This window comes from Streptomyces sp. HUAS ZL42 (assembly GCF_040782645.1).
GTDB lineage: Bacteria > Actinomycetota > Actinomycetes > Streptomycetales > Streptomycetaceae > Streptomyces.
The window spans coordinates 930,640-948,911 of sequence record NZ_CP160403.1 but is presented as its reverse complement, the minus strand read 5'-3'; the positions used below and the strand labels follow the sequence as shown (position 1 = coordinate 948,911).

Genomic DNA, 18,272 nt, shown 5'->3' with positions numbered 1-18,272 from the left:
GGAGCGTCCGCACGACGCGGCTAGGCTGGGGGCGTGGCAGAGCCTGATTCCTTCGCGAGGCCGTCCAGGTCCGTGATTCGTGAACGCTTGGTCGAGGCCGCTGTCCAGGAATTCGGTGAGCAGGGTTACGACCGCACACGGGTGCAGGACATAGCCCGCCGAGCCGGCCTGTCCACCGGGGCGATTTACGGCAACTTCCGCAACAAGGCCGAACTGCTCGCCGAGGCGGTCGACCACGGCCTTGCCGCCGCCTCGCACCGACTTGGTCAGGCGCTGAGCAGTGGTGCTCAACCCGCCGATGTCCTCGCGTTGATCGTCACGGATCTCTCCGATCCGCGTCAGCAGACGTGGGCGCCCCTGGTCAGCGAAGCCCTCACGGCCGCGAGGCGGGACGCCGAGGTCGCCCGCAGGGTGCACGCCGCCTTGGGCCGGGTCGAGACCAAGCTGAGAGACCTGGTGGAACTCGCCCAGCAGGACGGCTCCTTCGGGCCGCTGATCGATGCGGCGGCCTGCGCCCGCCTTGTGTTGTGCGTGTCGCTGGGAGTGGACGTGCTCGCCGCCGTGAAGGCGGAAGGCCCGGACCACGGCGACTGGACCTCGCTGATGCGTGTCCTGTTCGCAGGGCTGGGGCCTGCCGAATGATTCCGCACCGGCGGTGATACCGGCTGCGAATCGGTGAAGTCACCGGTCCTGCCCTGGTCACCGGCTCCAGGATCCGGCGGAAGGCGCTGGTCAGAGCAGCACGAATGCATTTCCTCAATCTGCCTGTATCCCAGGTGCGTTGACTCCGCAATTGGCGCGCGCCACTCTACCGATGCGTCGCAGCAAAGCTGCTGAATGTCTTTCCTTTCGGTCTTGCGCCGATTTTCGCATCGTTCCTTTTTCTCGATCGGCAACCAATTCCTGCCAGACGAACGGGAGAGAGACATGTCCTATCGGAGTCTGCCCCTCAGGGCCCCTGTGGTCGTGACCGCTTTGGGGGTCGGTGCGGCACTGATGGTCACAACTGCCGCCCCGGTTCCCGCCGCCGAGCCGCCGTCCGCGCCTGCGGTGACCCGAATGGCCGATGCCCGGACGACAACGACCGTCCGCTACGGGCCCTTCACCCTCCCCGCCGCGTCCGGCCACGACCACGGCGAGACCGGCAACCGCCTCGCGTTCAACATCGAGAAACCGTGCGAGGACTGCTTCATCACGGGCTTCGAGCCGAACCTGGTCTATGCGGACGGGTCGAACGCCAACGTCAACACCGGCCCGATGCTCCACCACGCGGTGCTGGGCACCCACGCGAGGAGTGATGTCGTCTGCCGCGGCCCCCAGCGGATGTTCGCCTCCGGGAACGAGCGAGTGGAGAGCGTCCTGCCCTCGGGATACGGCATCAAGGTGCGCCGGGGGGAGCGGTGGAACATGCTCTACGACCTCATGAACCACGCGCCACAACCCAAGACGGTCTACATCACCTTCACCTTCACCCATGAGCCCGCCGAAGGGTCGCGGCTCGAGCCCGTGACGCCGATCTGGATGGACGCCGGCGGCTGTCTCGGCAGTGCGTACGACGCTCCGGACGGAGTCAGTGAAAGGGTCAGGCGGTGGCGCTCCACCATCTCCGGAAGACTCGTCCACATGCGCGGCCACCTGCACCACGCGGGCCGCTTCGTGCGTACGGAGAACCTCACCACGGGAAAGGTGCTGTGCACCGTCGTGGCGGAGGAGGGGGGAAGTCCCGAATTCATCGACCTCCACGGCAACACGGAGATCTCGGACATGCCCCCGTGCAGCGGCGATCCGCTCGGCACCATCAGGCGGGGTGACATCCTGCAGATCACCAGCAGGTACGAGAGCGCGCACTCGCACGGCGGCGTCATGGGCATCATGGCCGGCTGGGTGGCCGAGGACTGATCAGTGCGGCGGGCGCGCCGTGGCACTCTTCGTGGCACGGGTCTGTTCCGGGCACCGGGGCGCGGCCGGATGACAGGTGCCGCCGATGTGCTGGTGTGTCTGGTGTGGGCGGCCGGCGTGTGGGTGGCAGTGCACCTCGAGGCCGGTCCCGCGCTGCGCACCGTGGCACTCTTCGTGCACCTGGCAGCGCTGATCCTGGGGTTCGGCACTGTGCAGACCATCGACTACTACGGTCTGCTCTGGCTGCTGGGACGGCGCAGCCTGCGTCAAGTCCTGGAGTTCACCGGCCCGTTACAGGTACTCGTCTGGGCCGGTCTGGCGGGAATGGTGATCAGTGGTGCCGTCCTCGGCCCTGACGTGGCGTCGGCAGTCACCCGGGTGAAGCTCGGGCTGGTCCTCCTGGTCGCTCTCAACGGTGTGCACGTGCACGCTCTCCACCGAGAGCTTGCCGAGCAGGTGGGAGGAGAGGTGGACAGACGGCTGCTGGTGCGTGGGGCGGTCTCCGTCGTGGTTTCCCAGATCGGGTGGTGGGGCGCGGTGGCGATCGGGTTCCTCAACAGCCAGTCCTGAGTGGCACCCGGCTCTTCGGGCAGGGCGGCTGTCGGCCCACGGCGGCCGTCTCTGTCCGGAGGTTGCGCTCCTCGTCTCAGTCTTCTTCGGCCCTCCCTCTTGACGCCCCCTCACGAACCCCTCTAACGTCTGGCCGAATTTACGAACGACGTCCTAAATTTCGAACAATGACCCGTAGTGTTCACGCGCCTCACATGCAGTCGACGGGATGCGACATCGATGTGAGGCGCGTAGCCGCAAACCCGCATCCGCCGCATCTGTTCCGCTCACCACCTTCCGGTCCCGCTCCACGACACGACCAAGGATGTCTCTGTCATGAGCATTTCTCCCATGCCCGCCGGTGTGGAAAGGCTGCGCCGCCGCTCTTGGCGGCGCGTGCCGGGGCGTTCCTCTCTGGTCCGCCGACTGCGGGCCATGGCAACGGCTCTCGCCGTCGTCGGAGGTGTGACGGTCGGGACGGTGGTGGTCGCGCCCGCGGCGCAGGCGGCCACGACGACGTTCACGAACCCGCTCAACGGTTCCGGCGCCGACCCCTACATGACCTACTACAACGGCAACTACTACCTGATGACGACGCCGTACAGCGGACCGCTGACGATGCGCAAGGCGCCCACGATCGAGGCGCTGAAGGCCGCCTCGCCGGTGCCGGTGTTCAGCGGCCACGCCGCCGGGCGTGACCACTACATCTGGGCTCCGGAGATGCACCTGCTCGACGGCCCCAACGGCAAGCGCTGGTACATCTACTACTCCGCCGGTACGGGCGACATCGAGGACCAGCGTGTGCACGTGCTGGAGAGCGCCGGCACCGATCCGCTCGGCCCGTACACGTACAAGGGCATGATCTTCGGCGCGAACGACTGGTGGGGCATCGACGGCAGCGTGGTCACCATCAACGGCCGGCTGTACTTCATCTGGTCGGGCGTGCCGACGCCGCAGTGGGCCGGATCAAACCCGAGCATCTACATCGTCGCGCTGAGCAATCCGTGGACCGTGACCGGATCCCGCACGCAGATCTCCACCCCGACCTACTCCTGGGAGACGCAGGGCACCCCGATGAACGAGGGCCCGGTCGCCTTGCAGCACGGCGGAAAGACGTTCATCAGCTACTCGGCGAGCGCCTGCCAGGGCCCCGACTACAAGCTGGGACTGCTCACCCTCACCGGCAGCGACCCGCTGAACGCGAGCTCCTGGACCAAGAGCGCCGAGCCGGCCTTCCAGCGCAGCGACGCGGCCGGCGTGTACGGCCCCGGCCACAACGGCTTCTTCAAATCACCGGACGGCACCGAGGACTGGATCGTCTACCACGCCAACTCCTCCTCCACCCAGGGCTGCGGCACCACCCGCACCACCCGGATCCAGAAGATCACCTGGAACGCCGACGGATCGCCGAACCTCGGCGTCCCGGTGGCCACGGGCACCGCGCTGACCGTGCCGTCCGGCGAGCCGGCGGTGACCTACTACCGGCTGACCAACCGCAACAGCGGCAAGGTCATGGACGTTCAGGCACCCAACACCGACAACGGCGTGAAGATCGGCCAGTACGCCTGGAACGGCAAGCCCTGGCAGCGGTGGCGCTTCGTCGACGTGGGCGGGGGCTACTTCCAGATCGAGAGCCTCAACAGCGGCAAGTGCATGGACGTGAACGGCGCATCCACAGCTGACGGCGCCGGCATCATCCAGTACCCCTGCCATTCCGGCGCGAACCAGCAGTTCGAATGGGTCGCCGTCGACGGATACCACCAGCTCAGGGCCCGCCACAGCGGCAAGTGCGTCAACGTCGTCGGCGCCTCGACCGCGGACCTCGCCCTGCTCGAACAGCGTACGTGCGGCACAGCCACCAGCTTCCACTGGTCACGTACGTGAGACCTCGTCACCCGATCCTGGCACCCGTAGAAAGACAGGAAACACACATGTCCGCGGTCTTCTCCCGGCTTGCGGCGATACTGGTCGCCGCCTGCCTGCTCTTCACATCCCAAGTCCTGACCACCCCACAGCGGGCCGCCGCCGCCGACCCCGGTTACCTGATGGTGCACTTCACCGGAGAGGGGTCGACCAACCAGCAGATGTACCTCTCACACAGCACGGACGGCCTGCACTGGAACGACCTCAACGGCGGCGGGATGGTCCTGCGCTCCACGGTCGGCACACGCGGGGTGCGCGACCCCGCCCTGGTCCGCGCCCCGGGCGGTGACAAGTACTGGATCATCGCGACCGACCTGTGCATCGGCTGCGGGCAGAACTGGGACACCGCCATCAACAACGGCAGCCGCAACCTCGTGGTGTGGGAATCCACCGACCTGGTCACCTGGTCGCAGCCATGGCTGCTCAACGTCGCCGGCTCGATCCCCGACGGCCGCAACGCCTGGGCGCCCGAGGCGATCTGGGACCCGCAGACAGGCGACTACGTCCTGTACTGGGCGACGAACGTGCCCCTCAACGGCGCGACGAAGCACCGCATCTTCTACGCCCGCACCAGCGACTTCCGCACCGTCACCACCCCGCAGACCTACATCGAGCGCCCCGGCACCCAGGAAATCATCGACACCCAGATCATCGAGGTGCCCTCCGGAGTGGGTAACTACCGCTACGTGCGGGCCTCCGGCGACGGGCAGATCACCCTCGAAGGCAGCAACTCGATCCTGGGGACGTGGACCAGGCTCGGTGACCTCTCCGGTATCGGCCTGACCGGCTCGCAGGTCGAGGGCCCGATGTGGATGAAGGTCAACGGCAGCAACCAGTGGGCGCTCTACCTCGACCAGTACGCCACAAGCGGCGGTTACATGCCGGTCCTGACCACCGATCCGTCCAATCCCGCGGCCTACCAGAAGCAGGCGTCGGGCAGCTACAACATGGGCGGCACGAAGAAGCGCCACGGCTGGATCCTGAACCTGACGGCCGCCGAGGAGAGCCGCGTGCTCGCGCGCTGGCCCAACACGGCGATCAACCGGCTCCAGTCGTACAACTTCCAGGACCGGTACGTGCGGCACACCAACTTCGACGTGCGAATCGACCCCAACGTCAGCCCCGCCGAGGACGCCCAGTTCCGGCTGAGGACCGGCCTGGCCGGCTCCGGCACCGTCTCCTTCGAGTCGGTGAACTTCCCCGGGTACTTCCTGCGGCACTCCAACTACGACTTCGCTCTGGTCTACAACGACGGCACCACCCAGTTCGCCCAGGACGCCAGCTTCCGCCAGGTCGCCGGCCTCGCCGACTCCTCATGGTCGTCGTTCCAGTCCTACAACTACCCCGACCGGTACATCCGCCACTACGCCTATCAACTGCGGCTCGACCCGATCACCACCGCGACAGGACGCAGCGACGCCACCTTCCGTGTGACGAGCTGACCGACGCCGGCAGGGAGGCCGTGCGCCGCACGGCGACATCCCACGGGCCGTCGCCCTCCCGTGGGGAGGGCGACGGCACCAGCCGTCAGTGCGCTCGGAGCACGTCGTGTCCGTCGGACGATGCCCGTGCCGCGGTGCGTCGGGCGACGACGGCCAGCGCCGCGACCGTCACGGTGACGAGCAAACTTCCGCCACCGCGGCGAAGAGTGGGCCGAACTTCGTCGCTCTCACGCGCTCTCAGGCGGTGGTCACCGTCGCGCCCCTCTCGCCTACCCTGGCCGGATGACATCGACAGGGTGGGGAGCGGACTCACGCCGCCCCGGCACCTGGGTTGTGCACGCCGACGAGACGCACGGCCTCACGGATGAGCTGGGACCTGTGAGGCACCTGGTGGGTGCCTGGCCGAGCCGCTCGGTGTGCCACGTGGTGTGGGTGACGTCCCGGCGACCGGTGGACCTGCCGTTGTGGGTGTCCCACCACGCTGAACACCGCTTCGTGAGCGATGACCTGGACGGTCGTTCTCACGGCTTGAGCCGGTGAGGCTTACGGTCGCCCTGGTCGAAGAACCAGGACGGGTCCCATGACTGCGTCGAGTTCGCCTGGAGCGCCACGACGCGCTCGTTGTAGTGAGCGGCGTCGTGCGGCTCGAGGACGTAGTCCTCGATGTGTCCGTCGGGCTGAGGCACCGCGAGCGTCAGCGTGCTCCCGGTGAGTGTGCCGTTGAAGCCCGTGTCGCCGAGCTCGAAGTCGACGTCAGCGTCACGCGCTCGCCCATCACCGTCCCGCTGACCTTGCCGTGTCCTCGCCGACGAGGGTGTGCGGCAACCCGAGGCCGCCGTCGCCGTTGGCCGCCCTGCCGGAGCCGTAGCTGGCCGTCGCGGGCAGGTAAGTGACGGCACCGGCCAGGGCTCCGTGTCCGACGTGTACGGCGCCCCAGGGGTGAGGGCGCCACCGTAGTGCCGGCTCGCCGTCGCGCTCAGCGGGTCTGACACACCGTGATGACCGCGTGACGCGCGGCTCCGTCTCAAGCTCGCCCTTGAGCCGAGAACAAGCCAGGTCAGGTGCTCGCCTCGTCGTCGGCCTCAGGGGACACGCGCAGGTCCGCAGTGGCCGCGTCCACCAGGTCGTTCGTTGCCCCGTACAGGATGCGGATTCGCTCCGACAGGCCGTCGTTTGTGTTGCCGTTGTCGAGCCGGTTCTTCTTGGCGGCGTCGACGCTCTGACTCAGCAGGCTCGCGGTCCGCCGCGCGGATCGGCGCAGCCCGTGCGCCGCCGTAAGGACGGCCTCACTGCCGACCAGCTGCACGTCCGCCACCTGGGCGTGGATCGCGTCTTCCAGCTCGTCGAGCCGGGTCCACAGTTCGAGTGCCCCTTCGGGGTCCTTCCGGTCGTGCAGTCGGGAGGCTGCCTCCAGAAGCGTGGCGGCAGCTTGGAAGCCGAGGTGCACCAGCGCCGCGTAGGCCTGGCGCCGCTCCTGGCGAAGCCACTTCCAGCGTTCCTCGGTGACCCGGTCTCGCTCGCGCTGCCGATCCTCGCGGGACCGCCGTTGCTCCCGGAACTCCGCGAACGCCGCGGTGATCAGGACGCCTGCGAGCGTCGCGGACGCGGTGATCAGATACGGTGCGAGACTCGTTCCCCCAGCTGCCACGACGAGAATGGTGCCACAGGCCCGTCCGGTACGCGCCCTGGTCGGAGAGGGGCAAGTCTCCCTGGTCTGCACGTGGGGTTGATGGCCTACCCACGGTCTCACTCAACCTGGTCGACCGCTGTTCGATGGACAACGGCCTTATGAGCTCACACAGTTGACGTTCATGGCGGAGGCCGCGTTCGGGGTCATCGGCGCGGTGATCGGTGTCGGGACTGGCGCTGACGGCCGCCGGGCTCTGGTACCAGCGGCAGCAGGCCCGGGAACTGGACGCGCGGGAGACACGGCTGCGGGGCGGGGAGGGAGAGACGGAGCGCCGGGAGGCGTCCCTGCACGTGTCCATGTTGCTGGTCAAGGTCAGCTGCCACGCGTCGAGCCTCGACCCCTCGGCCACGTTGTGGCAGCTCACCGTGACGAACGGCAGCGCCCAGCCACGTTTGTGAGATACGGACTTACGGCTGCGTCGGCCCGGGTGCGGGGGCGGCCCTCTCCAGCTCCCGGGCCGTGTCCGCTGGGGTCGGCTCACCGGCGCCGGCTGCCGTGTCGCCGCTGTGGTGTTTGGCGCGCTGGATCTGTTCGTAGACGTGCGCGCGCAGTTCGCCGAAGCGGGCGCTTGAGCGGGTGTGCAACTGGTCGCGCTGGTCGGGCAGATCGATGACCAGATCCTCCTGCACCACGGTCGGCGACTTCGACAGGATGATCGTGCGCTGGCCGAGGTAGACGGCTTCGTCGATGTCGTGGGTGACGAACAGGACGGTGACGCCCAGTTCGTGCCAGAGGCGTCGGATGAGGTCCTCCAGATCGGCGCGGGTCTGGGCGTCGACGGCCGCGAAGGGCTCGTCCATGAGCAGCACCTTCGGCTCGTAGGCGACGGCGCGGGCGATGGCGACGCGTTGCTGCATGCCGCCGGACAGCTGCCAGGGGTAGGCGTGGTGGGCGTCGGCCAGGCCGACCACCTCCAGGGCGTGGTCGACGAGCTCCTTCTCCCGCGCCTTGCCGAGCTTCTTGCGGCGCAGCGGGAGGGCGACGTTGTCGCGCACGTTCATCCAGGCGAACAGCGAGCGGCCGTACTCCTGGAAGACCACCGCCATGCCGGGCGGGGGCCCGCCGACCGGGCGGCCGTCCAGCATCACCTCGCCGCCGGTGGGGGTGAGCAGTCCGGCCATGCACTTCAGCAGGGTCGTCTTGCCGCAGCCGGACGGGCCTACGAGGCACACCAGTTCGCCGGCGTCGATGTGGAAGCTGAGACTGCGCAGCGCCTCGACGGTGCGGTTGCGGCCTGTGTAGGTCTTCTGCAGGTTGCGTACGTCGAGCATCGACGTCTCCTTCATGGGGCGGACCGGTACGGCCGGTCAGGTGTTGCGCTGGGCGCGGCGCAGGCCGTGGTACCAGGCCAGGACGCGGTTCTCGGCGAGGCGGAAGAGCAAGGACAGGACGAAACCGAGCAGGCCGAGCAGCAGGACGCCGCTCCACATCTCGGGGATGGCGAAGGTGCGCTGGAACTGCACGATGGTGAAGCCGAGCCCGTTGCTGGCCGCGAACATCTCGCTGATGACCATGAGGATGATGCCGATCGACAGCGACTGCCGCATGCCGGTGACGATCTGCGGGCTGGCCGAGCGCAGCACGAGGTGCCACAGACGGGACGGACCGGTGATGCCGTAGGAGCGGCAGGTGTCGCCGAGTACCTCGTCGACGGCGCGGACGCCCTCGACCGTGTTGAGCAGGATCGGCCAGACGCAGCCGCTGGCGACGACGATGACCTTCATGGTGTCGCCGATGCCCGCGAACAGCATGATCACGGGGACCAGTACCGGTGGCGGGATGGCGCGGAAGAGCTCCAGCACCGGCTCCAGGACGTCCCTCACGACGCGGTGCGTGCCGACCAGCAGGCCGACTCCGACGCCGATGACGACGGCGAGGAGGTAGCCCACGGTCAGCCGGAGCAGGCTGGGCAGGACGTCGGCCACCAGCCGGTCGCCCACCCAGACCTCCCCGAACTTGTCCAGGATGGCGGAGAGCGGTGGGACGTAGAAGTCGGTGCTGCCGGCGGTGGCGAACCACCACACGGCGAACAGAACGGCGGGCAGACCCAGCACGAGCAGAATCCGTCGGCCCACTGTGAGGACGGTCATCAGGTCATCCCTCCCTGCGCTGGGACTGGTGCCAGTGCAGCGCCCGCCGCTCGACGGCCCGTGCCACCAGGTTGATCGCGACTCCGAGCAGACCGGTGACCAGCACGAGGGCGTACACCCGTGGCACGGCACCGGAGTTCTGCGCGACGGCGATCTCGTGACCCAGGCCGGGTGAGCCGATGACGAGTTCCGCGGTGACCGCGAGGACCAGCGCCACGGCGGACGCCAGCCGTACACCCGTCATCGCATACGGCAGGGCGGTGGGCCACAGGACGTAGCGCACCCGTCCCCACCTGCCGAGCAGATAGCTGCGGGCGGTGTCGTCCGCGACCGGGTCGACGTCCTGCGTGCCGGCCAGCACTTGGACGAGCACCTGCCAGAAGGAGGCGTACACGACCAGCAGCAGCGTCGACTGCAGATCGGTGCCGTAGAGCAGCACGGCCACCGGGATCAGCGCCACCGACGGGATGGGGCGCAGGAACTCGATGGTGGAGGCGGTTACCGCGCGCAGCACCGGGATGGAGCCGATCACCACACCGACCACCACACCGGCCACGACCGCGATGGCCAGGCCCAGGCCCCATCCGGTCAGGGTGTCGCCGAGGGCCGTCCAGAACGTGTTCTCGCCGAGCAGGAGCCACAGGGTGCGACCCGTCTGCGAGGCGGGTGGAAGGTAGGCGGGCGAGACCACGCCGGTGTGGGGCAGCACCTCCAGGACCACCACGAGACCGGCCAGGCCGGCGAGGCCGCGCAGTGCGGCGGTGGCGCCCGGGCCGCGCCGGGCGGAGGCCCCGCCGGGACCGGTGGCGGTCCCGGCGGAGTTCGTCTTCACGGACGCGATGGCCGACGGTGTCACTTGAACAGCGCCTTCAGGTCGGGCTTCTTGCCGCCGAAGAGGCCGTCCTGCTCACCGAGCGAGGCCAGCTTCTCCAGAGAGGCCATGTTGTACTCGGCGGGCCAGGACGGCAGCGTCAGGTTCTTCAGCACGTCACCGTTGATCTTGGTGTAGGTGGTGAGGATCTGGCGTGCCTCGTCGGGGTGTGCGGTGGCGTACGTGAGCGACTCGGTCATCGCCTCGGCGAACTTCTTCACCAGATCGGGGTTCTTCTGCGCCACCTGGGCCGAGGTGAAGTAGATCGCCAGCGTGAGCTTGGGGTCGGTCTCCGCGAACGGCGACGTGATGACCCGGGCGCCTTGGGACTTGGCGATGGTCAGGGCCGGCTCGCCCATCCAGGCCGCGTCCACCTGGCCGTTGTCGAGGGCGGCCGGCATCTGGTCGAAGGCCAGCTCGACGAACTTGACCTTGGAAGGGTCGCCGCCGTCCTTGCGGACCGCCTCGCGCACGGTGGTGTCACCGATGTTCTGCAGGGTGTTGACCGCCACCGTTTTCCCGGCGAGGTCCTTGGCCGACTTGATCGAGCTGTCCTTCTTGACCGCCACGCCGCTGACGTCGGTCTGGGTGTTGCCGGTGGTGGCCGAGCCGTTGGCCACCGATGTCACCGGAACTCCCTTGGTCTGGGCGATCATCAGCGAGGTGGTGTTGCTGAACCCGAACTGGAACTGCCCGCTCACGACACCGGGGATGATCGCGGCGCCGCCCTGGGCGCTCTCCATCTTCAGATCGATGCCGCGGCTGCTGAAGAAGCCCTTCTTCTGGCCCAGATAGAGCGGTGCCACATCGCCGATCGGGACGATGCCGACCTTGACCTCGGTGGTCTTGCCGCTCCCCGAGGCCGATGAACCGCCGGCGTCAGCGGACGATGACCCACATCCGGCCGCACCGGCGGCCGTGACCACTGCTATCGCAAGCCCGAGAATGCGCCGTCGCATGGGGCTCCTCCTGACGAGAACGTGAGTGAGAATGATTCGCTTTGCGCACTTGTATGCTGAATTGAGGGAGTTGGGCGGACGTTATGCGCTTGCCTGGAAAGTCGTCAATGAGGTGCCACATAACTTTTGAGTGGGGTGTCCGATGACTCCGTCGGCGCGGGTTGTGGGGTGGCACCTCGCGCGGGACCCATGGGGGTCGGGTGGATCGCGGGAGGCTCAAGGGTGATGGGGCCTTGGTGGCGTTCCGAGCGGTTCGCGGACCGCGGCGCCCATCGAATCGAGATGTTGTGCATCTTCTTGACGGCCGCAATCTACACGCCTACCTTCGCGGTGTCATTCCCCCGGACGAAAGAGACCGCGAAGGCTCGATCCCGCTCTCCGGCCGGACCCTCCATGGGGAGTGACGGTGTCCCCGTCGCTCGCTGCAGAGCACCGCTCCGCCGCCGTCACCAGGACAAAGGAGTCCGCTTCGTGAAGTCCCGCATCCGCAGACATACATTCGTCGCCCTGGCGGCACTCCTGCTCGCCGCACCGCTCACCCCGTCCGCCGCCGCGGCCGGGACCGACACGCACGTCGAAGGCACGCTGCCGTCCGGCGCGACCTACGTGATGGACAAGCCGGACTCCTGGAACGGCACGGTCCTGCTGTACAGCCACGGCTACACCCCGCTCGGTGCGCCCAACCCCGCGCGCAACGCCCCCGACGAGCCCACCAAGTCCCTTCTGCTGAAGGAGGGTTACGCGCTCATCGGCTCCTCGTACGCGAGCAACGGCTGGGCGGTGACCGACGCGGTGCCGGACCAGCTCGCCACGCTCGACACCTTCACCTCGCGCTTCGGCCCGGCCCGGCACACCATCGCCTGGGGCACCTCCTACGGCGGGCTCGTCACCTCGATGATCGCCGAACGCCATCCGGACCGCGTCAGCGGATCACTGTCCATGTGCGGCCTGCTCCAGGGCGGCGTGGCCAACTGGAACAACACCCTGGACCCGGTCTTCGCGCTCAAGACCCTTCTCGCCCCCGGAGCGGACATCCGCCTGACCGGGCTGGAGAACCAGACGGCCGCCGCCCAGGCGGCCGGCGCTCTGGCCTCGGCCGTCACCGATGCGCAGCAGACGGCCTCCGGCCGGGCCCGTATCGCGCTGGCCGCGGCCCTGCAGGACATCCCCGGCTGGAACGACCTCTCCCAGACGCGGCCGGAACCGACCGACTGGGACGCCCAGCAGGCCAACCAGTACCAGGCGCTCATGCTCCAGGTGCGATTCCCCGCCTTCTCCTGGCGGCAGGAGGCCGAGAGCCGGGTCGGGGGCAACATGTCCTGGAACACGGGCGTCGACTACGTCGCGATGCTCCACCGCTCGCCCCTCTACAAGGAGGTCGGTGAGCTCTACCGCAAGGCCGGTCTCTCCCTGACGACGGACCTCGCCACGCTGAACCGCGCCCCGCGGATCGCCGCCGACACCAAGGCCGTCGCCCGGATGGCCCTCACGAGCTCCTTCACCGGACGGCTGACCAAGCCGCAACTGACCGTGCACACCACGGGTGACGGCCTGATCCCGGTACCGGCGGAGAGCGCTTATCGCCGCGCGGTCACCGCGGCGGGCTCCGCCCCCCTGCTGCGCCAGGCCTTCGTCGACAACGCCGGCCACTGCACGTTCAGCAGCGCCGAGCAGGCCGCCGCCCTGCACGCCGTGGAGAGCCGCATCACCACCGGCCACTGGAAGGACACCGACTCCGCCGCCCTCAACGCCCTCGCCGCGCAGGCCGATTCCTCCGTACCCGCGCGCTACGTCGGCTACCGCCCCGCACCGTTCCCGCGCCCCTATGACCTCGCCCACCCCGCCGACCGGTACCGGCCCTGAGCTCAGGCCGCCCGCCGCGTCCACGGAGGGCGGCCGTACCCTTGCCGACGTGACGCTCTCGCAGGTGAACCTCTCCGACGTGGACGAAGAGTTCTCCGGTGCCGCCGGCCCGGACTCCCCGGCCGGCCCGCAGTTGCGCCCCCAGTCGCTGCTGCTCGCCTTCTTCGGCGACCACGTTCTGGAGGAGGGTCCGCTGTGCGTGTACTCGGGCAGCATCATCGACGCCCTCGGGCGCGTGGGAGTCGGGGAGCAGGCCGTTCGCTCCACCCTCACCCGCATGGTGAACCGCGGCCTGCTGCAGCGGCAGCGGCAAGGGCGTCGCATGTACTTCGGGCTGACCCCTCACGCGGCGCAGATCCTGCACAACGGCCGCACCCGCGTCTGGCACACCAGCGCGGTCAACAACGACTGGGACGGAACCTGGACCCTGCTCGGCTTCTCGCTGCCCGAAGCCTGGCAGCGCCAGCGTCACGACCTGCGCTCCCGGCTCACCTGGTCCGGCTTCGGCCCCCTGTACAGCGGGCTGTGGATCGCCCCGGGCGACGTCGACATCTCCGGGATCGTCGCCGAACTCGGCATCGCCGCTCATGTGAAGATCTTCCACGCGCGCGCCGACATCGCCACCGACATCGACGTGATGATCCGCGACACGTGGGATCTGGAGACGATCGCCGCCCGCTACACGGCCTTCGAGAAACGCTGGATCACCCACGTCGGCGATCGCGCCGGCGACCCGCTGGCCACCCACCTTCGCCTGGTCGCGGAGTGGCTGGGCACCATCCGCACCGATCCCCGGCTGCCCGCCCGGCACCTGCCGACCAACTGGCCGGCCCGATCGGCGGAAGAGATCTTCCGGCGCATCGCGGAACAGACGGGTGAGCCCGCCCGCCGGGTGGCCGCCGAGCTGCTGGAGACGACGCTGCTGGAGTCCGCCTGAGCAGTGCCGGGGTCGGCTCAGGGCTCCGCAGAGTCTCCGACTGTGGAGGCGACGTACTCGAAGGCCATGGTCTCGAGGAGTTCCCTGAGCTCATGGGCGAGTTCCTGGGCGGCCTCGCCGTGCCAGCCCGTCGGCAGCAGTTGTGCCGGCAGGCCCGGATCCAGGTAGGGGAAGCGCATCCACTGCTCGAGGGCCAGGGTGTAGACGGCGAAGGCGTCACCGGGTTCGGAGATGCCGTCCGGCTCCCTGACCGAGGTCAGCACCGGAGACCATGAGCGCAGGTAGTTGTCGTACGAGGCGGCCAGTTCTTCGAGGTTCCAGGCGCGGCGCACGAGCGCCGTGGTGTCGCCCAGGCCTTCGTGGTGCGCGGTGAAGGCGTCGACGTACTGCTCAAGGCCGAGCCGGCGTACCCATTTCAGAACGGTGGGAAGGACGCGGGCGGGAGCGATCCACAGTCCGCTCTCGAGCTGGCCCATGCCGAGCCAGACGAGTCGTTTGCGCAGGGTGTACCGCTTCTCCCGCTCGGCTTCGGGGACGGAGAACGAGACGATGACCCAGCCGTCCTCCAGCCGGGCCGGTTTCAGCGGGGCGTAGACGACTTCGTCGCCTTCCTCGAAGATGAGCTGCGCCTTGGAGGTCGCGGCGTATCCGCGGACCGTCCCGCGTCGCTGTGGGGCCAGCAGGTCACGGCGGGTCATCCGGGTCACGGCCGAGCGCGTCGCCTGGGCCGGCACTCCCAGCCGCTCCATGAGTGTGATCAGGTCGGCCACCGAGGACCAGCCCCGCACCAGCCGTGAGTAGTGCCCGTAGACGGCCAGGATCAGCAGTTGTGTGCTGTTCTTCGCCACGTCCTGCGGCAGGTCCACGCGCAGTCTCATCACTCGCCTCTCGTCCTGCGGACTTCGCGTCCCCATTCTCGCCCGCGACCTGCACCCCCCGATTTTATGTCGGACGGCTTCCGGACGATTCAGATCCGACATACTCTGATGTTCCGCTGGGCGCAGTGCCTGACGCACGATCGAGGAGACATTCCGTATGAAGCGCGCTCTCTACGACACCGACCACGAGGACTTCCGGGCCATGGCCCGGGCCTTCGTCGCCAAGGAGGTCACCCCGCACGTCGCCTCCTGGGAGGCCGCGGGCGAGGTCGACCGGTCGCTGTACCGGGCAGCGGGCGCCGCCGGACTGCTGGGGCTGGGTGTGGAGGAGGAGTACGGCGGCAGCGGCGTGGACGACTTCCGCTACAACGCGGTTCTCATCGAGGAGTTGTGCCGCGCGGGGGCCACCTCGGTCTCCATGAACATCAACGGCTTCACCGACCTGATCGCTCCCTACTTCCGGGAGCTCGCCACGCCCGAGCAGAAGGCCCGCTGGCTGCCGGGACTCGCCGACGGCAGCCTGGTCGCGGCCATCGCCATGACCGAGCCCGCCGCCGGCAGTGATCTGCGCGGGATACGCACGCGTGCCGAACGGCAGGCGGACGGTTACCTGTTGAACGGTGCGAAGACCTTCATCAGCAACGGCGTGATCGCCGACCTCGTGCTCGTGGTGGCCCGTACGACCGCCGACGACGGTCAGGAAGGGCTCAGCCTCTTCGTGGTGGAGCGGGGGATGCCCGGATTCGAACGCGGCCGCAGGCTCCACAAGCTCGGCCTGTCCGCCCAGGACACCGCCGAACTTTCCTTCACCGACGTACTCGTCCCGGCCGCGAACCTGCTCGGCGAGGAGGGGCGGGGCATGGAGTATCTCAAGCGGAACCTGCCGCAGGAGCGCGTCAGTGTCGCCGTGACCGCGGCCGCCACCATGCGGCGGGTCCTGGACGGGACGATCGCCTACACCCGGGAGCGGGTCGTCTTCGGGCGCCCGCTGTCCGAGCATCAGGCGACCCGGTTCACCCTGGCCGAGCTCGCCACCGAGACGGAGATCGCCCAGACCTTCACCGACCGTTGCGTGGGCGAACTGACCGCCGGCCGCCTGACCGCCACCGAGGCGGCGATGGCCAAGTGGTGGGTGACCGAGCGCCAGCAGCGGCTCGTCTCCCGCTGCCTGCAACTGCACGGCGGATACGGCTACATGACGGAGTACCCGATCGCCAGGGACTTCGTCGACAGCCGCGCCAGCACCCTGTTCGCCGGCACCACCGAGATCATGAAGGAGATCATCGGCAAGGCGCTGGTGCGTTGATGCGAGTCATGCCCTTCAGCGCCGGCTGCGTGAAGAGGGCCTCCTCGTCATCGGCTCGGGTTCAAGACCCACAGGCGGCCCAGGGTGCGGCGCCGTGCCATCAGGATCAGCGCCATCGCCACGTCAGCAGTGGTGTCTGCCAGCACGTTGGGCGTGTGGGTGACGACGACGCCGCGCTCGGCTGCGGCCGCCACGTCCACGCCGTCGTAGCCCGTGGACGCGAGGGCCACGACGCGCAGACCTGGTCCTGCCGCGTCGAGCAGTGCGGCGTCGACGCGGTCGCTGCCGAGGACGAGCAGCCCCTCGCAGCCCCCGACGAGGCCGGCCGGCTCCGCCGGAGTCGGCGGCTGCTCGCCCGTCCAGGCGGTGACGTCGAAGCGGCCGGCGAGGCGCTCGACGCCCTGTCCCGGCAGGGCGGTGCGGCTGACCGCGACGCGGGGGCGGCCGGTTGTGCCGGACATGCTGAACTCCTTGCGACGAGGGGGACTGGCGGACGGGGGAGCGGGCGATGCGTGCGACCGCCTGTGCGCGGCGGCCGACGGCCCCTTACCCGTAGTGCGGGGAGGCGGCGTCGGACACGGCGTCAGGCCGCACCTTGCTCGCCGAAGTCCAGCAGTACCTTGCAGGAGCGGGCGGGGTCGGCCGCGAGTTCGAACGCCTCCCGCGTATCGGTCACCGGCAGCAGGGCGAGGAGTTCGTCGGTGTCGGGCGGGAGGTAGTGCCAGTCGATTCCGGCGGCGTCCAGCTCGCCGAGCCGGATGTCGCCCCAGACGTTGCGTCCGTCCGCGTCGAGGAAGTCACGGCTGACGCCGACGGTGAACCGGCCGTCGACCGGTCGGAGGCCCGCCATCACAGCACCGCGACGGGGTTGACGGGCGAGCCCGTGCCGCCGGGGACGTTCAGTGGCGCCACGACGAGCAGGAACTCGTAGCGGCCCGCTGCCGCGCAGGCGGCGGACAGCGCCTCCAGATCGAGGTTGTCCAGCAGCGGTACGCCCATGGCCGTGATGGCGAGGGCGTGCACGGGGGAGTGCAGTCCCTCGACCGGGGAGGGACGTACGTCGCTGTCGCCGTCGCCGCCGAGCAGGGCGATCCCGCGCTCGGCCAGCAGGGGTACGGCGCCCACGTGGAAGCCGGCGCTGGCGTTGTCCGGGTTCCAGGCGCCGAGTTCGGCGCGGCGCCGGAAGTGGCCGGAGCGCAGCAGCACCGCGTCTCCGTCGCCGATGCTCACGCCGAGTGCCTTTTCGGCGGCGAGTACGTCTTCGGCGTGTACGGCGGTGCCGGGTTCGAGCCAGTCGGTGCCGAGGACGGCGGGCAGGTCGATCAGGACGCCCTTGGTGACGAGGGGACCGAGCGCGGAGACGGCCCCGAAGTGGGCGCCTGCGGCGTCGACGACCTCCCGGGCGGTGCGGCCGTCGTAGAGCTGACCGCGATAGGCGATGTGGGAGAGCGCGTCGAGGTGGCTGACGCCCTTGCCGTGGTAGTCGACGGCGATGAAGTCCTTGTGGCAGGACGGCTCGGGAGCCTCCACATCGCCGAGGTCGGACATGTAGTGCAGGGCGGGCTTGCCGTTGTCCGGGCCGGGCACGGTGTTCCAGGGCAGAGCCATCGGAACGGCGGTACCGCTGCGGACCAGGGCGGTGGCACGCTGGACGTGGGCCGGGGTGACCCGGTTCCACGCGCCGCGGTCGGCGGGAGTCCAGCGGCCCCAGGTGCGCAGTGTGTCGAAGAGCGTGTCGAACTCGTCCCGCGACAGGCGGCGGCCGTTGCGGGGGCTCGAGGGGGCGGAAGGAGGCGGCGGGGAATCGGACGGGCTGCTGGTCATGTGCTGCTCAGCGCTCCAAGGCTCGGAGGGTGTCGTCGGCC

The 18,272-nt window shown here is 69.0% G+C and carries 19 protein-coding genes; 9 read left to right on the top strand and 10 right to left on the bottom strand.

What is annotated here, in order from left to right; genetic code table 11:
• Positions 1-33 precede the first annotated feature (33 nt).
• The 5 genes from ABZO29_RS04515 to ABZO29_RS04495 all read left to right on the top strand — a co-directional run bounded on the left by ABZO29_RS04515 (position 34) and on the right by ABZO29_RS04495 (position 5,813).
• Positions 34-642: a TetR/AcrR family transcriptional regulator gene (locus ABZO29_RS04515; RefSeq protein WP_367318807.1), complete on the top strand. Its 609-nt coding sequence runs from the start codon at positions 34-36 to the stop codon at positions 640-642.
• A gap of 285 nt (positions 643-927) precedes the next feature.
• Positions 928-1,899 carry a hypothetical protein gene (locus ABZO29_RS04510; protein WP_367318806.1) on the top strand — a complete coding sequence of 324 codons (972 nt, stop codon included), beginning with the start codon at positions 928-930 and terminating at the stop codon, positions 1,897-1,899.
• Positions 1,900-1,968: 69 nt separating this feature from the next.
• Positions 1,969-2,469: a hypothetical protein gene (locus ABZO29_RS04505; RefSeq protein ID WP_367318804.1), complete on the top strand. Its 501-nt coding sequence runs from the start codon at positions 1,969-1,971 to the stop codon at positions 2,467-2,469.
• A 315-nt stretch (positions 2,470-2,784) separates the two neighbouring features.
• Positions 2,785-4,332: a family 43 glycosylhydrolase gene (locus tag ABZO29_RS04500; protein ID WP_367318803.1), complete on the top strand. Its 1,548-nt coding sequence runs from the start codon at positions 2,785-2,787 to the stop codon at positions 4,330-4,332.
• Positions 4,333-4,379: 47 nt separating this feature from the next.
• Positions 4,380-5,813, top strand: a complete 1,434-nt coding sequence (locus ABZO29_RS04495) for a glycoside hydrolase family 43 protein (RefSeq protein WP_367318802.1) — start codon at positions 4,380-4,382, stop codon at positions 5,811-5,813.
• Positions 5,814-6,334: 521 nt separating this feature from the next.
• Here the strand turns inward: ABZO29_RS04495 and ABZO29_RS04490 are convergent.
• Positions 6,335-6,499 carry a hypothetical protein gene (locus ABZO29_RS04490; RefSeq protein WP_367318801.1) on the bottom strand — a complete coding sequence of 55 codons (165 nt, stop codon included), beginning with the start codon at positions 6,497-6,499 and terminating at the stop codon, positions 6,335-6,337.
• Positions 6,500-6,870: 371 nt separating this feature from the next.
• Positions 6,871-7,461: a hypothetical protein gene (locus ABZO29_RS04485; RefSeq protein WP_367318800.1), complete on the bottom strand. Its 591-nt coding sequence runs from the start codon at positions 7,459-7,461 to the stop codon at positions 6,871-6,873.
• Between the two features lie 203 nt (positions 7,462-7,664).
• Between ABZO29_RS04485 and ABZO29_RS04480 the strand changes: the two genes are divergently transcribed.
• Positions 7,665-7,901 carry a hypothetical protein gene (locus tag ABZO29_RS04480; RefSeq protein WP_367318799.1) on the top strand — a complete coding sequence of 79 codons (237 nt, stop codon included), beginning with the start codon at positions 7,665-7,667 and terminating at the stop codon, positions 7,899-7,901.
• 9 nt (positions 7,902-7,910) lie between these two features.
• On the opposite strand, the gene ABZO29_RS04475 is transcribed toward ABZO29_RS04480, so the two are convergent.
• From ABZO29_RS04475 to ABZO29_RS04460, 4 genes are all read right to left on the bottom strand, one after another.
• Entirely contained in the window at positions 7,911-8,774 is an 864-nt protein-coding gene (locus tag ABZO29_RS04475; RefSeq protein WP_367318798.1) for an ABC transporter ATP-binding protein, read from the bottom strand.
• 36 nt (positions 8,775-8,810) lie between these two features.
• Complete coding sequence (locus ABZO29_RS04470) at positions 8,811-9,593, bottom strand: ABC transporter permease (RefSeq protein ID WP_367318797.1); 783 nt, start codon at positions 9,591-9,593, stop codon at positions 8,811-8,813.
• A gap of 4 nt (positions 9,594-9,597) precedes the next feature.
• A complete protein-coding gene (locus tag ABZO29_RS04465; RefSeq protein ID WP_367326040.1) occupies positions 9,598-10,347 on the bottom strand; it encodes an ABC transporter permease in 750 nt (249 codons plus the stop codon).
• A 98-nt stretch (positions 10,348-10,445) separates the two neighbouring features.
• Positions 10,446-11,423: an ABC transporter substrate-binding protein gene (locus ABZO29_RS04460; protein WP_367318796.1), complete on the bottom strand. Its 978-nt coding sequence runs from the start codon at positions 11,421-11,423 to the stop codon at positions 10,446-10,448.
• Between the two features lie 471 nt (positions 11,424-11,894).
• Here ABZO29_RS04460 and ABZO29_RS04455 point away from each other — a divergent pair, with 471 nt between their 5' ends.
• Both ABZO29_RS04455 and ABZO29_RS04450 read left to right on the top strand, forming a co-directional pair.
• Positions 11,895-13,286: an alpha/beta hydrolase family protein gene (locus ABZO29_RS04455; RefSeq protein WP_367318795.1), complete on the top strand. Its 1,392-nt coding sequence runs from the start codon at positions 11,895-11,897 to the stop codon at positions 13,284-13,286.
• 79 nt (positions 13,287-13,365) lie between these two features.
• The gene (locus ABZO29_RS04450) at positions 13,366-14,223 is read left to right on the top strand and encodes a PaaX family transcriptional regulator C-terminal domain-containing protein (protein WP_367326039.1); all 858 of its coding nucleotides are present in this window, start codon (positions 13,366-13,368) and stop codon (positions 14,221-14,223) included.
• A gap of 17 nt (positions 14,224-14,240) precedes the next feature.
• Here ABZO29_RS04450 and ABZO29_RS04445 read toward each other — a convergent pair whose 3' ends face one another.
• Entirely contained in the window at positions 14,241-15,101 is an 861-nt protein-coding gene (locus ABZO29_RS04445; protein WP_367318794.1) for a PaaX family transcriptional regulator C-terminal domain-containing protein, read from the bottom strand.
• A gap of 157 nt (positions 15,102-15,258) precedes the next feature.
• Here ABZO29_RS04445 and ABZO29_RS04440 point away from each other — a divergent pair, with 157 nt between their 5' ends.
• Positions 15,259-16,407 (top strand): acyl-CoA dehydrogenase family protein, encoded by a 1,149-nt coding sequence (locus ABZO29_RS04440; protein ID WP_367318793.1) that lies wholly within the window; start codon positions 15,259-15,261, stop codon positions 16,405-16,407.
• A gap of 47 nt (positions 16,408-16,454) precedes the next feature.
• Here ABZO29_RS04440 and ABZO29_RS04435 read toward each other — a convergent pair whose 3' ends face one another.
• From ABZO29_RS04435 to ABZO29_RS04425, 3 genes are all read right to left on the bottom strand, one after another.
• Positions 16,455-16,868, bottom strand: coding sequence for a hypothetical protein (locus ABZO29_RS04435; RefSeq protein ID WP_367318792.1), 414 nt, complete (start codon positions 16,866-16,868; stop codon positions 16,455-16,457).
• 122 nt (positions 16,869-16,990) lie between these two features.
• Entirely contained in the window at positions 16,991-17,257 is a 267-nt protein-coding gene (locus tag ABZO29_RS04430; protein ID WP_367326424.1) for a hypothetical protein, read from the bottom strand.
• Positions 17,257-18,231, bottom strand: a complete 975-nt coding sequence (locus ABZO29_RS04425) for a cyclase family protein (RefSeq protein WP_367318791.1) — start codon at positions 18,229-18,231, stop codon at positions 17,257-17,259. Before ABZO29_RS04425 ends, ABZO29_RS04430 begins: the two co-directional genes overlap by 1 nt.
• Positions 18,232-18,272: the final 41 nt, after the last annotated feature.

Coding starts and splice junctions, on each gene's coding strand:
- ABZO29_RS04425 (WP_367318791.1), bottom strand. CDS start 18,231: ATGACCAGCAGCCCGTCCGATTCCCCGCCGCCTCCTTCCGCCCCCTCG.
- ABZO29_RS04460 (WP_367318796.1), bottom strand. CDS start 11,423: ATGCGACGGCGCATTCTCGGGCTTGCGATAGCAGTGGTCACGGCCGCC.
- ABZO29_RS04430 (WP_367326424.1), bottom strand. CDS start 17,257: ATGGCGGGCCTCCGACCGGTCGACGGCCGGTTCACCGTCGGCGTCAGC.
- ABZO29_RS04495 (WP_367318802.1), top strand. CDS start 4,380: ATGTCCGCGGTCTTCTCCCGGCTTGCGGCGATACTGGTCGCCGCCTGC.
- ABZO29_RS04500 (WP_367318803.1), top strand. CDS start 2,785: ATGAGCATTTCTCCCATGCCCGCCGGTGTGGAAAGGCTGCGCCGCCGC.
- ABZO29_RS04470 (WP_367318797.1), bottom strand. CDS start 9,593: ATGACCGTCCTCACAGTGGGCCGACGGATTCTGCTCGTGCTGGGTCTG.
- ABZO29_RS04475 (WP_367318798.1), bottom strand. CDS start 8,774: ATGCTCGACGTACGCAACCTGCAGAAGACCTACACAGGCCGCAACCGC.
- ABZO29_RS04505 (WP_367318804.1), top strand. CDS start 1,969: ATGACAGGTGCCGCCGATGTGCTGGTGTGTCTGGTGTGGGCGGCCGGC.
- ABZO29_RS04440 (WP_367318793.1), top strand. CDS start 15,259: ATGAAGCGCGCTCTCTACGACACCGACCACGAGGACTTCCGGGCCATG.
- ABZO29_RS04510 (WP_367318806.1), top strand. CDS start 928: ATGTCCTATCGGAGTCTGCCCCTCAGGGCCCCTGTGGTCGTGACCGCT.
- ABZO29_RS04445 (WP_367318794.1), bottom strand. CDS start 15,101: ATGAGACTGCGCGTGGACCTGCCGCAGGACGTGGCGAAGAACAGCACA.
- ABZO29_RS04435 (WP_367318792.1), bottom strand. CDS start 16,868: ATGTCCGGCACAACCGGCCGCCCCCGCGTCGCGGTCAGCCGCACCGCC.